This is a genomic window from Fictibacillus sp. WQ 8-8 (genome assembly GCF_024494405.1).
Lineage (GTDB): Bacteria > Bacillota > Bacilli > Bacillales > Fictibacillaceae > Fictibacillus_C > Fictibacillus_C marinisediminis.
The window spans coordinates 19,931-33,391 of sequence record NZ_JAMXKG010000020.1; the positions used below are offsets into that span (position 1 = coordinate 19,931).

General features: G+C 44.4%; 12 protein-coding genes. All 12 read left to right on the forward strand.

The features are described from left to right. Window positions 1–140 precede the first annotated feature (140 nt). On the forward strand, window positions 141–431 hold the full coding sequence (gene spoVG, locus M1K46_RS23330; protein ID WP_053356264.1) for a septation regulator SpoVG: 291 nt from the start codon (window positions 141–143) through the stop codon (window positions 429–431). Between the two features lie 476 nt (window positions 432–907). Next, a complete protein-coding gene (gene glmU / locus M1K46_RS23335) occupies window positions 908–2,281 on the forward strand; it encodes a bifunctional UDP-N-acetylglucosamine diphosphorylase/glucosamine-1-phosphate N-acetyltransferase GlmU (RefSeq protein WP_256227861.1) in 1,374 nt (457 codons plus the stop codon). Window positions 2,282–2,344: 63 nt separating this feature from the next. Next, complete coding sequence (locus M1K46_RS23340) at window positions 2,345–3,298, forward strand: ribose-phosphate diphosphokinase (RefSeq protein ID WP_256227862.1); 954 nt, start codon at window positions 2,345–2,347, stop codon at window positions 3,296–3,298. Between the two features lie 100 nt (window positions 3,299–3,398). Further along, window positions 3,399–4,070 carry a 50S ribosomal protein L25/general stress protein Ctc gene (locus tag M1K46_RS23345; RefSeq protein ID WP_256227863.1) on the forward strand — a complete coding sequence of 224 codons (672 nt, stop codon included), beginning with the start codon at window positions 3,399–3,401 and terminating at the stop codon, window positions 4,068–4,070. A 187-nt stretch (window positions 4,071–4,257) separates the two neighbouring features. Continuing rightward, entirely contained in the window at window positions 4,258–4,818 is a 561-nt protein-coding gene (gene pth, locus M1K46_RS23350) for an aminoacyl-tRNA hydrolase (protein WP_053356260.1), read from the forward strand. 72 nt (window positions 4,819–4,890) lie between these two features. Further along, a complete protein-coding gene (locus tag M1K46_RS23355; protein ID WP_053356259.1) occupies window positions 4,891–5,121 on the forward strand; it encodes an anti-sigma-F factor Fin family protein in 231 nt (76 codons plus the stop codon). 160 nt (window positions 5,122–5,281) lie between these two features. Continuing rightward, the gene (mfd, locus tag M1K46_RS23360; protein ID WP_256227864.1) at window positions 5,282–8,815 is read left to right on the forward strand and encodes a transcription-repair coupling factor; all 3,534 of its coding nucleotides are present in this window, start codon (window positions 5,282–5,284) and stop codon (window positions 8,813–8,815) included. Between the two features lie 158 nt (window positions 8,816–8,973). Beyond that, window positions 8,974–9,510: a stage V sporulation protein T gene (spoVT, locus tag M1K46_RS23365; RefSeq protein ID WP_053356256.1), complete on the forward strand. Its 537-nt coding sequence runs from the start codon at window positions 8,974–8,976 to the stop codon at window positions 9,508–9,510. 230 nt (window positions 9,511–9,740) lie between these two features. Continuing rightward, a complete protein-coding gene (locus tag M1K46_RS23370; RefSeq protein WP_256227865.1) occupies window positions 9,741–11,336 on the forward strand; it encodes a putative polysaccharide biosynthesis protein in 1,596 nt (531 codons plus the stop codon). Between the two features lies 1 nt (window position 11,337). Beyond that, window positions 11,338–12,789, forward strand: a complete 1,452-nt coding sequence (gene mazG, locus M1K46_RS23375) for a nucleoside triphosphate pyrophosphohydrolase (protein ID WP_256227866.1) — start codon at window positions 11,338–11,340, stop codon at window positions 12,787–12,789. A gap of 115 nt (window positions 12,790–12,904) precedes the next feature. Continuing rightward, window positions 12,905–13,177, forward strand: coding sequence for an HU family DNA-binding protein (locus M1K46_RS23380; RefSeq protein WP_053356253.1), 273 nt, complete (start codon window positions 12,905–12,907; stop codon window positions 13,175–13,177). Next, window positions 13,178–13,459, forward strand: coding sequence for an RNA-binding S4 domain-containing protein (locus M1K46_RS23385; protein ID WP_053356252.1), 282 nt, complete (start codon window positions 13,178–13,180; stop codon window positions 13,457–13,459). Window positions 13,460–13,461: the final 2 nt, after the last annotated feature.

Below are 13,461 nucleotides of genomic sequence, written 5' to 3' on the forward strand. Positions count from 1 at the left end.
AGCACCTTTTCATTTGAGAAGGTGCTATTTTTTATTTTACATAATTTTTTAAAAATTTTTATTATATATAGAAGGATTTTGAAAAAGAATGAAGAAATGTTGTTATACGTTCTTATTTATGGAAAAAGGTGGTGTTTGGAATGGAAGTGACTGATGTAAGACTTAGAAGGGTGAATACAGAAGGACGTATGAAAGCGATTGCTTCGATTACGATCGATCATGAATTTGTTATCCATGACATTCGTGTGATTGATGGGAATAACGGTATGTTCGTTGCTATGCCTAGCAAAAGAACGCCGGATGGGGAATTTAGAGATATCGCTCACCCGATTACGTCCAGTACACGCGAAAAGATTCAAAACGCGGTGTTGACGGAATATCACAGAATGGGTGAAATGGAATCTGCTTTTGAAGAAGCAGGGGCATCCTAAACAGCGTATAAAAGAGCTCCTTACTCAAGGAGTTCTTTTTTTATGCTTTTTTTAGCGTGGGTGGTTTTAAGACAGGAATGAAAAGGGAAGTTCCAATGATGTATCTAGTCATTAAAGTACTGCAAGGATAGCTATATTCATAGCCAATAGTAATGTCATTATGAGTATCAATGCTTGAGTTATTGGAGCTTTTTAACTAATCTAGCTCCACCGTCTTTCAGCTTTATGCGGTCGCTTCAGCTTTTTAATTAATCTAGCTCAAATGGTTAGAGACTTGAGTCACTACGCCCCTTCGGCCCAGGCAAAGGGCGTGCTGAATCTCAAGGCTTCCAGTGCACGGCGTCTCTGCCAAACCATTGGAGCTTTTTAACAATACATTGACAAATCCTTCACACTCCTTGAAATGACTGTGATTATAAGATATATTCGTAAGGGAATATCAGCAGAGTAATAGTAAATAATAGTGGAGGTCATTTATGAGTAAACGCTTCGCAGTAGTGTTAGCTGCAGGTCAAGGAACGAGAATGAAATCCAGTTTATATAAAGTACTGCATCCTGTCTGCGGCAAACCGATGGTACAACACGTGGTCGATCAGATCTCTCAATTGGACATGCAGAAGATTGTAACGGTAGTAGGCCATGGCGCCGAAAAGGTTAAAGACCAGCTCGGAGACCGTTCAGGATATGTACTTCAGGAAGAACAGCTAGGAACAGCGCATGCAGTCATGCAGGCTGATGATGCCCTGTCAAAAGAGGACGGCATTACGCTTGTTGTATGTGGCGACACTCCTCTGATCACTGCAGAAACGATGCAAAAGCTGATTGATGAGCATCAGGCCGCCGGCGCGAAAGTCACGATTCTTACTGCGAAAGCAGAAGATCCAGCAGGTTATGGACGTGTACTTCGCAATGAGAGCGGAACGGTTGAAAGAATCGTTGAGCATAAAGATGCAAGTGACGAAGAAAAGAAAGTACAGGAAATTAATACGGGAACCTACTGCTTCGATAACCAGTCCTTATTTGAGGCTCTTTCTTCTGTCAATAACGATAACTCTCAGGGTGAATACTATTTGCCAGACGTAATCGAAATCATTCAGAAGAAAGGTGAAGTCGTAGCAGCTTATCAGACTCCATCTTTTGATGAAACACTTGGTGTCAATGACCGTGTAGCCCTTTCGCAAGCGGAAAAAACGATGAAAAAACGAATCAATGAAGGGCATATGAGAAACGGTGTAACCATCATTGACCCTGAACAGACGTATATTTCTTCTGACGCAGTCATCGGAAGAGACACCATTCTTTATCCAGGCACAATGATCAATGGATCTTCTGTCATCGGTGAAAACAATATCATTGGACCAAACAGTGAAATTAAGGACAGTAAGTTCGGAAACGGAAATACGATCAAACAGTCCGTCGTTCATGACAGTGAGGTCGGTAATGAAGTAAACATCGGGCCGTTCGCCCATATCCGCCCAGCTTCTTCTATTGAAGACCAGGTAAAGATTGGTAACTTTGTGGAAGTGAAAAAATCGGTAATGGCACAAGGAAGCAAGGCTTCTCATCTAAGCTATATCGGTGATGCGGAGATTGGCAGAGAGGTGAACCTCGGCTGCGGATCGATTACCGTTAATTATGATGGAGAGAACAAGCATCTAACGAAAGTTGAAGACGGAGCTTTCATCGGCTGCAACTCCAATTTAATCGCTCCTGTAACAGTCGGGCAAAACGCCTATGTCGCTGCAGGATCTACGATTACTGATGATGTTCCGGGTGAAGCATTCTCGATTGCGAGAAGCAGACAGACAACTAAAGAAGATTATGTTTCAAAATTAAAGAACAAAAAATAAAGCATAAAGCTGTTTACAAGAAAATTGAGCAAGTAGTTTAAAAAACGGAAGGAATAGGTGTTAATGGCTACTAGTTATGTTGATTCTACGTTAAAGGTTTTTACGTTAAATTCAAATATTGAACTCGCACAGGAAATTGCGAAGCATATTGGAATTGAACTTGGAAAAAGCTCTGTAACCCGCTTCAGCGATGGCGAAATTCAAATCAATATCGAAGAAAGCATCCGCGGGAGCGAAGTTTATATTATTCAGTCTACAAGCGCCCCAGTTAATCAGCACTTAATGGAATTGCTTATCATGATTGATGCGCTTAAACGTGCTTCAGCCAAAACGATCAATGTGGTCATTCCTTATTACGGGTATGCCCGCCAGGACCGCAAAGCGCGTGCGCGTGAACCTATTACAGCAAAACTAGTAGCAAACCTTTTAGAAACTGCAGGGGCGACAAGGGTTATTACTATCGACCTTCACGCTACCCAAATCCAGGGATTCTTTGATATTCCAGTGGATCAGCTTCTTGGTGTTCCGATTCTTGCCAATTACTTTGAAGATAAGAAACTTAATGACATTGTCGTGGTTTCTCCTGATCACGGTGGAGTAACACGTGCAAGAAAAATGGCAGACCGTCTGAAAGCTCCTATTGCGATCATTGACAAACGTCGTCCGCGTCCGAATGTGGCTGAAGTCATGAACATCGTTGGTAACATTGAAGGAAAGACGGCGATTTTGATTGATGACATCATCGACACTGCAGGTACGATCACACTTGCTGCAAACGCGCTTGTTGAAAACGGTGCGAAGGAAGTCTATGCATGCTGTACACACCCTGTATTGTCAGGTCCTGCAATGGAACGCATCCAGAACTCCAGGATTAAAGAACTTGTCGTGACGAACACGATTGTCCTTCCAGACGAAAAACGCACGGACAAAGTTACTCAGCTATCTGTGGCTCCATTGCTTGGAGAAGCGATTATTCGCGTTCACGAACAGCTTTCTGTTTCCAAACTATTTGATTAATAGACAGCTTTCGGAGGCATGGTTTTTGCTTGCTTGGTTTAAAACTTCGTAAAATAGGGTAATTCTTATAGAGACTTATATTTAGGAAGGGTGAAATAATATGGCAACAGAACTCAAAGCCAATAAACGAAATACCACAAAGCGTTCTTATATCACTCAACTTAGACAAGAAGGGAATGTGCCTGCAGTTGTATACGGCAGCGGCACAGAACCTCAGTCTGTAGCTGTTACAGAAACAGAGTTTATAAAAGTAATAAAAGACCATGGACTAAACGGGGTTATTTCCCTGGTTACAGATGATAAGAAAAAATTGTCGGTAATGGTTCAGGAAGTACAAAGAGATCACTTAAAAAATGAAGTCAGACATATTGATTTCATCGTGGTTGACCTTAAAAAAGAAATCGAAGCTGATGTGCCTCTAACGGTTACAGGCGAATCTCCGGGAGTGAAAGAAGGCGGTGTCCTTCAGCGTATTCTTCATACGGTGACGGTAAAAGCCAAGCCGAATGATTTCCCGGATCATATTGAAGTCAATGCAGAAAATCTTAACATTGGAGATTCCCTCCTTGTAAAAGATCTTCCGGCCTCATCTTCTTATGAAATTGTTGATGACGAGGAAGAGGTTGTTCTGACTGTTACACCTCCGGCCGTTGCTGAAACGGAAGACGAAGATGCTGAAGATCGAGAAGAAGCAGAAGCGGATCCAGGCGGAGATGCAGAAGGAAAAGCTGTGGATAATGAGGACAAGGGTTCCGGCGGGCCTAAAGAATAATTAATTGCAGAAGATAAGGAACGGCGCAGCTTGCAGGCTGCGCCGTTTGTTTTGATTGGTGCCTGGCTCAATGAGCTTTTCTGTAGGCGTTCTTAATTAATGACCAGCACAGTTTAGTGTATAATATGAGGTAGCATCATCATAGGCTGTTGGTGTAAGACAGCGGCCATGAAAGTGAGGATTTCATGTGAAATGGTTTGTAGGTCTCGGAAACCCGGGCAGAGAATATGAAAATACACGCCACAATGTGGGCTTTTGGGTGATCGATGAATTATCAAAGCGTTTTAACATTCCTTTAAACCAATCGAAATTTAAAGGGATTTATGGGACTGGTGTAATTAATGGAGAAAAGGTGTATTTGTTAAAGCCTTTAACGTATATGAATTTATCAGGAGAAAGTGTCCGCCCTTTTAAAGATTATTTTAAATTGGCTGTTGAGGACATGGTGGTCATTTACGATGATCTGGATACCCCTGCAGGCAAACTGAGGCTGAGGGAAAAAGGAAGTGCCGGCGGCCATAATGGGATGAAATCTATTATCGCCCATATTGGCACTCAGGAGTATAACAGAGTCCGATTCGGAATTGGAAGGCCGTCCAATGCCCAGCCTGTACCGGATTACGTTCTCAGTCCGTTTTCTAAAGAGGACGCTCCTCTTATTGAATCAGCTCTTCAACGGTCATCTGATGCGTGTGAAGCCTTTCTGTCTATGCCGTTTTCACGCGTCATGAATAAGTACAACGGCTGAATAGAAATCCCCTGTTCCGTTCATAATGGGAGTAACATAACATAATATGAACCGGATAAGGGGGCTGAGTCATTGGCTATTCATTATCATTGCCGCCACTGTGGAAAGCACGTGGGAAGCCTGGAGCACCAGAATCTTACTTCAGAACAGCTTGGTTTTCACGAGCTTACTTCTGAAGAAAGGCAAGCGATGCTCGAGTATGACAAGCAAGGGCATTTACAAGTCAAAACCATTTGCGAGGATTGTCATGAAGCGCTTGAGAGAAACCCGGATTACTATGCGCTCCATTCTTTTATTCAATAAGAAAGTCGCTTTGGCAGCTGGCCAAGGCTTTTTCTGTTTGAAGCAGAATAGAATATTCATATCATAAACGGGGAAAAGAGCAAGAAACACCATCAGTAAGCATATACAACATAGTACTGAGGAATACACGGGTTTGTATTTCATCAGGGGGGAGGTTTACATGTTAGGACTTAAAAAGCTCTACAGCAAGGGCGATGATTTTCAGGCTGTACTGACAGGTTTAAAGGAAAACCTGAAAGAACAGCTGGTCGCCGGATTATCCGGATCGGCAAGGACGCTTCTAATTGCCTCTTTATATGAGCAGACGGGACAAACACAATTCGTCATCACTCATAATCTTTATCAGGCTCAGAAGCTCTATGAAGATCTATGCAGCCTGCTTCCGGAAGAAGAGGTTTTTCTTTATCCGGTCAATGATTTGATATCTTCAGAAATTGCAATTGCCAGTCCCGAGTTAAAAGCTCAGCGGTTAGAAGTGCTTAACTTTCTGACTCATAAGGATAAAGGCGTCATTATAGCTCCGATTGCCGGTGTCAGGAGATTTCTGCCGCCGAAAAGTTTATGGAAACAGAGTCAGCTTGGATTTGAAACAGGAATGGATCTTGAGGTAGAACACGTATTGAACACACTCGTGGCCATTGGGTACGAGCGGGTAAGCATGGTTTCCTCCCCAGGAGAGTTCAGTATGCGCGGCGGAATTCTGGACATCTATCCTTTAACAGAAAGACTGCCGGTCCGAATTGAGCTGTTTGATACGGAAATCGATTCAATTCGCTTTTTTGAAGCGGATACGCAGCGATCTGACAAAAAGACAGAAAAAATATTGATCGGGCCTGCACAGGAGATCCTGCTCTATAGTGAACAATTTGAAACAGCGGTTGAAAAGATGGAAGCTGGAGTGTCCTCCACACTAAAAAAGATTAAAGACAAGCAGGTTAAAGAAACGCTTGTTGAACATACGGCTTATGAAATCGGCCAATTTAAGGAAAAGCAGCGCTACCAGGGGATGTATAAATATATATCCTTATTTTATGATGAGCCTGCCAGTCTGCTGGATTACGTGCCGAAGGACAGTGTTATCGTAATGGATGAAGTCAGCCGTGTTCAGGAGATGTCGAACCAGCTGGAAAAAGAAGAAGCAGAATGGCATACATCACTGTTGATGCAAGGGGAAATTCTGACGGATATCCGTTTATCACAAGAGAGCGATATCCTACAGCAGGCACCATTCCATAAAATTTATCTATCGCTTTTCCTGCGCCATGTTCCGCACACCAATCCGCAGAATATTGTAAATGTCGAAAGCAAAGGAATGCAGAATTTCCATGGGCAGCTACAAGTCCTGAAGGGTGAACTGGAGCGGTGGAAGAAAACAGGATATACAGTCGTCTTTCTTGCCGCCAATGAGGAGCGGGCAAAGCGTCTGGAAAGAGTGCTGGCTGACTACGAAATGGAAGCGAGCCTTATTTCTGGCGATACCGTACTTAAGCCGAAAGTGAATCAAATTTTGATCGGTGACCTATCGAGTGGTTTCGAATCACCGAAACAGAAGCTTGCCGTCATCACAGAGGAAGAAGTCTTTACAAAGAAAGCAAGACGTCCAGTACGCTCTCAAAAAATGTCCAATGCCGAACGGATCAAAAGCTACTCAGAACTTAAAGTCGGCGATTATGTTGTACACGTTAACCATGGGATTGGGAAATACTTAGGGATTGAAACCCTTGAAATAAAAGGGGTCCACAAAGATTATCTTCACATTCGGTATGCCGGAAATGACAAGCTCTATGTGCCTGTCGAGCAGATCGACCAAGTGCAGAAGTTTATCGGTTCTGAAGCGAAGGAACCGAAAATCTATGCCTTGGGCGGAAGTGACTGGAAGAAGGTCAAAAGCAAAGTTAAGTCTTCGGTGCAGGATATTGCGGATGACTTGATCAAGCTCTATGCTGAACGCGAAGCCAGTGTTGGTTATGCGTTCGGAAAAGATGGAGCTGAACAGCAGGAATTTGAGTCCTCCTTTCCTTATCAGGAAACAGACGATCAGCTTCGGGCTATTAATGAAATTAAGGTCGATATGGAAAGGACCCGCCCCATGGACCGCCTTCTTTGCGGGGATGTCGGCTATGGCAAAACGGAGGTGGCTATCCGTGCCGCCTTTAAAGCAGTTATGGACGGTAAGCAGGTGGCATTCCTCGTTCCAACGACGATCTTGGCTCAGCAGCACTACGAAACCTTCCGTGAAAGATTTGCCGAGTTTCCGATTTCCATTGGTTCACTCAGCCGGTTCCGTTCTAAAAAGGAACAGTCGGAAGTGACGAAAGGGCTTAAGAACGGAACTGTTGATATTGTCATCGGAACACACCGTTTACTTTCCAAGGATGTCCAGTATCATGATCTGGGCCTTCTGATTATTGACGAGGAACAGCGGTTTGGGGTTACTCATAAAGAAAAAATCAAACGGTTAAAATCTAACGTTGATGTACTGACGTTAACGGCGACCCCTATACCGAGAACGCTCCATATGTCCATGCTTGGTGTAAGGGACTTATCAGTCATTGAAACACCGCCTGAAAACCGTTTTCCTGTTCAAACCTATGTAGTGGAATACAACGCATCTCTTGTGAGAGAGGCGATCGAGCGCGAACTTGGGCGCGGCGGCCAGGTTTACTTTTTATATAACCGTGTAGAAACGATTGATCGGATGGCCGAACAGATATCAGCTCTCATACCTGATGTCCGGGTAGCTGCGGCTCACGGACAGATGTCGGAGAACGAACTGGAATCTGTCATGCTTGATTTCCTTGAAGGCAATACAGATGTGCTAGTGTCCACGACCATTATAGAGACGGGTGTAGACATACCGAACGTCAATACATTGATTGTCTATGATGCTGACAAAATGGGCCTCTCCCAGCTTTATCAGTTAAGAGGGAGGGTTGGGCGCTCCAACCGGGTCGCTTATGCTTATTTTACCTATCAGCGGGATAAAGTGCTTACGGAAGTGGCTGAAAAAAGACTTCAGGCGATCAAGGAGTTCACAGAACTTGGCTCAGGCTTTAAAATTGCAATGCGTGACCTGTCGATCCGAGGAGCGGGGAACCTTCTTGGGGCTCAACAGCATGGTTTTATTGACTCTGTTGGATTTGACCTCTATTCTCAAATGCTGCAGGAAGCCATTGAAGAAAGAAAAGGCGACAAGCCGAAGAAAACTGTGCCTGTGATTGATATTAATATTGAAGTGGATGCCTATATTCCTTCGACCTATATCGACGACAGCAAACAGAAGATCGACATGTACAAGCAATTTAAGGCGGCGAACTCCCTTGCTGATGTCGATGAGCTTCATGACAGTCTGATCGACCGTTTTGGCGATTATCCGGTTGAAGTGGAATGCTTGCTGTTAATTGCGAGGATTAAAGAGCTGGCCAAACAAGAAAGCGCGGACAGCATTGAGCAAAAAGGCGATACGGTAACCCTCATGCTGTCGCAGGAAGCGACAGAGAAAATAGATGGTGCCAAGCTGTTTGATATCGTCAACAAGCTCGGCCGGTTCATTAATCTTGGTGTGGAAAAAGAAAGACTTAAAATATTATTTAACAAAAAACGCATCTCGGATAAAGAACTGCTTCAGGCAATGGAGCAGGTACTGAAGAAGCTAAAAAGCGTCAAAAAAGATAAAGCCAAGTCCAGATCGTAAAGAGAAGCGGCATCCGGCCAAAAACAAAATGCTTTTGATGAATAGAACTCGCAAGGTAACAAATAATACTAGCAGGGAATGGAACAATCATCAAAAGAAGGTTTCATTTATGTATTACATCCAGTGAATACACCATATGAAAGCGAGGGCATTATTCTATGAAAGCAACAGGCATTGTACGCCGTATTGATGACCTTGGCCGGGTTGTTATACCGAAAGAGATTCGCCGTACGCTCCGCATCAGAGAAGGAGATCCACTTGAAATTTTTGTGGACAGGGATGGCGAAGTGATATTAAAAAAATATTCACCGATCAATGAACTCGGTGATTTTGCAAAAGAATATGCTGAATCCTTGGCTGACAGTTCGGGACATTTAGTTCTCATCGCTGACCGTGATACTTTTATTGCGGTAGCTGGCGGATCAAAGAAAGACTATCTGAACAAAAGCATCGGCAAAATGATTGAATCATCAATGAACGACCGAAAATCACTGCTTGATTCCAATGGAAGCGAAGTAGAGATCGTAGATGGAACGAAAGAGTCATCATCCTACGTTATTGCACCGATTGTAGCGAGCGGAGATCCGATTGGAGCCGTTGCTTTAATATCAAAAGAAGGCAAGAAAATCACAGAACTCGAGCAAAAGCTTGCAGAGACTGCAGCGGGCTTTCTTGCCAGACAAATGGAACACTAAAAGAAGGAAGCTGAGGCTCCTTCTTTTTTTCTGCTATTAACCAGGCGCTTCAGCTTTTCTTGATCCAGCTTCAGCCGCTAGAGACTCGACCACTTCGGTCTTTGTCAGAAAACAAAAAGCGTTTTATGCCAAAGACCTCCAGTGCATTTCGTCTCTAAACAGCGGCTTCAGCTTTTCTAACTATGCTATAATACTTATACTTTTATTCGATGCAGTGTTTAGGAGCAGGTATGGACGAACAATCGAAACGGATTTGGCATGGGGCATTTTTGTTGACCATCGCCATGTTTATCGTAAAAATTCTAAGTGTGGTTTACCGCATTCCTTATCAAAATATAACAGGCAATACGGGGTTTTATGTGTTTCAGCAGGTGTATCCGTTTTACGGCATCGCCTCAGCGTTTGCGCTGGCCGGGTTTCCTGTTGCTCTTTCCCGTCTTCTGTCTGAAAGGTCAGAAGGTCTTTTAGAAAAGGAGAGAGGCACGATCATCCGAAGTGCATTTACTGCATTTATTGCGGCGGGCTTGCTTCTTTTTCTTCTGTTGTTTTTTGCATCAGCCAAGATTGCAAGCTGGATGGGTGACCCGGGGCTTCAGCTTCCGATTCAGGCGACTTCGCTGATCTACTTGACCGTACCCTTTGTGGCCGTTTTCAGGGGAATCTTTCAAGGATTTGAACAAATGAAACCCACAGCTTTTTCCCAGGTGGCAGAACAGTTCATCCGGGTCGCCTGTATCATTGGGTTTTCCTATTATTTTATTTCACATGGCTATAATGTCTATATTGCTGGTGCGGGAGCTTCCGCTGGCTCTGCTGTCGGTTCTTTGGCAGGGCTGCTCGTTTTAGTTCTCTATTTCAACCGATCCGGGAGCCGGAAGAAAAGCTGGATAGTGGGGTCCAAGCCATCAAGAAAGATAGGTTTTCAGCTCCTTTCAGCGGGGCTTCTATTATCATTGAGCTCAATGATTTTACTTTTATTCCAGCTGGCGGATGCGTTTACGTTCGTAAATCTTCTGCAGCAAAATGGGGTGACGCTAGGGGAGGCAAGAAGTTTAAAAGGGATCTTTGACAGGGCGCAGCCGCTCCTTCAGCTGGGTACGGTCATTGCAACATCCATTTCCCTTGCTGCTGTCCCAGCGGTGGCCGCGGCAAAAGTACGTTTGGACTCTGCCAGAATTCAAAAAATATGCGGTATCTCGATAAAGGCTGTTTTTATTATCGGTCTAGCCGCTTCGGCAGGCCTTGCCGTGATTATCGAGCCTGTAAACCGGATGCTTTTTGAGAGCGCGGAAGGATCCTTGGAAATCGCAGTCCTGGGTATCTCTATCCTGACCGTTTCCCTTTTCCTTGTATCCACCGGCCTTCTGCAGGGGATGGGTTACAGTACCTATCCTGTGATGAGTGTATCAGCTGCTTTTATTGTTAAAGTGGCAGGAAACCTTGCTATGATGCCGTTATGGGGTCCAATGGGAGCAAGTTTTGCCACTGTATTGGCATCCATTGCCGCAGCGGCAATAAATCTTGTCATATTAGAAAGAACAACAGGCTTTGCTGCTGCAGAAAAATTTTATGGCATACGCATCGGCGGCGCTGCGGCTGTGATGTCGCTTACGGCATGGCTCATAAAATCAGGATTGGATCGTGTGATGACAGAATCCAGATCGGCGGATGCTGTCATTTCACTGGCTGCCAGTGCAGGCGGCGGGGTCGCTCTTTTTGTGGCACTCACAACAGCTAAAGTATTTAAGGTGGAAGAACTGGTCCGCATTCCTAAACTACAAAAATTACAGCATATGTTGAAACGCTGGAAAGAAAGAAGGAGTTAACATGCCTTATTCGATAACAATACTTGGACTGGGAGCAGGGGACCTGGATCAGCTCACTGTAGGAGTGTACCGGATGCTGCTTAAGGCAGAACATGTCTTTGTCCGTACAAATGATCATCCAGCTGTAGCTAAGCTGGAGCAGGAAGGCGTCAAGATGACTTTCTTTGATGACATCTATGAAAAACATGATGCTTTTGAAGATGTTTATCGTGAAATCACTTCTGTTTTATTCCAAAAGGCTTCTTCAGATCACATCATCTATGCCGTGCCGGGCCATCCGCTTGTTGCCGAGCAAACCGTTCAGCTGCTGCTGAAGGAAGCTGACAGCCGCGGCGTTGAAGTGAAAGTGGCGGGAGGCAAAAGTTTTCTGGATGAGATGTATACCGCTTTAAAAATTGACCCGATTGATGGATGTCAAATCTTGGACGGCACCAGCTTGAAGAAGGAACACATCCAGATCCGCAACCACCTCATCATCGTGCAGGTGTATGATGGATTCATCGCTTCCGAAGTAAAACTGACGTTAATGGAAAAGTATCCGGATGACTTTAACGTTGCTGTTGTGACCGCTGCAGGAAGTGCCGAAGAATCCATTCAGTGGGTTCCCCTCTATGAACTGGATCGTTCTGTCACGCTCAATAATTTGACGGCCGTCTATGTTCCTCCCGTTGATAAAGAGGAAATGCTGTACCGGGATTTTGAGCATCTGCGGGGTATCATCAGAGAACTGCGCGGGCCGGACGGCTGTCCATGGGACAAGAAACAAACGCATGAATCGTTGAAAAAATATTTAATCGAAGAAGCCTATGAAGTGCTTGAAGCCATCGATGATGAAGATGATGAGCATCTAGCGGAGGAATTGGGGGACGTTCTCCTTCAAGTCTTGCTGCATGCCCAAATCGGTGAAGATGAAGGTTATTTTTCAATGGATGAAGTGATCTCGAGTCTGGCAGAAAAAATGATCAGGCGCCATCCTCATGTATTCGGTGACGTAGAAGCCGATACAGCGGATGAAGTGCTTCAAAATTGGGAGCAGATCAAATCTAAGGAAAAAGGAAATGAGCACCGCCGCTCGCTCCTTGATGGGGTAGCAAAAGGGCTTCCTGCATTGCACAAAGCTTATGATTATCAGAAAAAAGCGGCAAAGGCCGGTTTTGACTGGGATGAGGTCACGCCTATTTTAGATAAGTTAAGGGAAGAGTTCGATGAATGGAAGGCCGCAGAATCCAACGATGAGCGCCGTAAGGAATTTGGGGACATGCTGTTCACCATGGTGAACCTCGGACGTTTTTACGGCATCCATCCGGAAGAAGCACTGGCTCTGACGAATCAAAAGTTCTATGCCCGGTTCCGCTATATCGAAAATGAACTAAGCAAAGAAGGGCTAACTCCAGAGGAAGCCTCTCTGGAAAAGATGGACCAGCTCTGGAATCAGGCGAAAGAAAATTTGTAAAACCGGGAAGGAATCTGTTTTTTCTTAGAGAATATTGTTCGAGAGCAAGCAGAACCCTTAAGTTTTCTGGACTTTGCCCGAATCTTTTGAAAGAATGCTAAGGAGGTTTTTAAAAATGAACAGAAATGAACTAGTGACAAATATTGCTGAGAAATCAGGTTTAACCAAGAAAGACGTTGAAGTGGTAGTAAGTGGTCTTGTTGATGAGATTACAAATGCGTTGAAGAGCGGAGACAAAGTACAATTCGTAGGATTCGGAACGTTTGAAACAAGAGAGCGTTCAAGCCGTACAGGGCGCAACCCGCAAACTGGAGAAGAGATCAGCATCCCTGCCTCTACAGTTCCGGCTTTCCGTCCAGGGAACAAGTTAAAGGAAGCCGTAAAGTAAATGCGTCTTGATAAATTTCTTAAAGTCTCCCGTCTTATTAAAAGAAGGACGGTAGCAAAGGAAATTTCTGATCAAGGCCGCATCGCCATCAACGGCAAACAGGCCAAATCCTCTTCGGTTCTGAAAGCCGGTGACGAACTTTCTATCCGTTTCGGACAGAAACTCGTGACCGTTCGCGTAGACGAGCTAAAGGAGTTCACTAAAAAAGAGGAAGCTGGCCAAATGTATACCATCATCAATGAGGAATCACTTCAATCAACGGAAGAAGAGCCTAAGTTCTAGGC

Coding starts and splice junctions, on each gene's coding strand:
- spoVG (WP_053356264.1), top strand. CDS start 141: ATGGAAGTGACTGATGTAAGACTTAGAAGGGTGAATACAGAAGGACGT.
- glmU (WP_256227861.1), top strand. CDS start 908: ATGAGTAAACGCTTCGCAGTAGTGTTAGCTGCAGGTCAAGGAACGAGA.
- M1K46_RS23340 (WP_256227862.1), top strand. CDS start 2,345: ATGGCTACTAGTTATGTTGATTCTACGTTAAAGGTTTTTACGTTAAAT.
- M1K46_RS23345 (WP_256227863.1), top strand. CDS start 3,399: ATGGCAACAGAACTCAAAGCCAATAAACGAAATACCACAAAGCGTTCT.
- mfd (WP_256227864.1), top strand. CDS start 5,282: ATGTTAGGACTTAAAAAGCTCTACAGCAAGGGCGATGATTTTCAGGCT.
- spoVT (WP_053356256.1), top strand. CDS start 8,974: ATGAAAGCAACAGGCATTGTACGCCGTATTGATGACCTTGGCCGGGTT.
- M1K46_RS23370 (WP_256227865.1), top strand. CDS start 9,741: ATGGACGAACAATCGAAACGGATTTGGCATGGGGCATTTTTGTTGACC.
- mazG (WP_256227866.1), top strand. CDS start 11,338: ATGCCTTATTCGATAACAATACTTGGACTGGGAGCAGGGGACCTGGAT.
- M1K46_RS23380 (WP_053356253.1), top strand. CDS start 12,905: ATGAACAGAAATGAACTAGTGACAAATATTGCTGAGAAATCAGGTTTA.
- M1K46_RS23385 (WP_053356252.1), top strand. CDS start 13,178: ATGCGTCTTGATAAATTTCTTAAAGTCTCCCGTCTTATTAAAAGAAGG.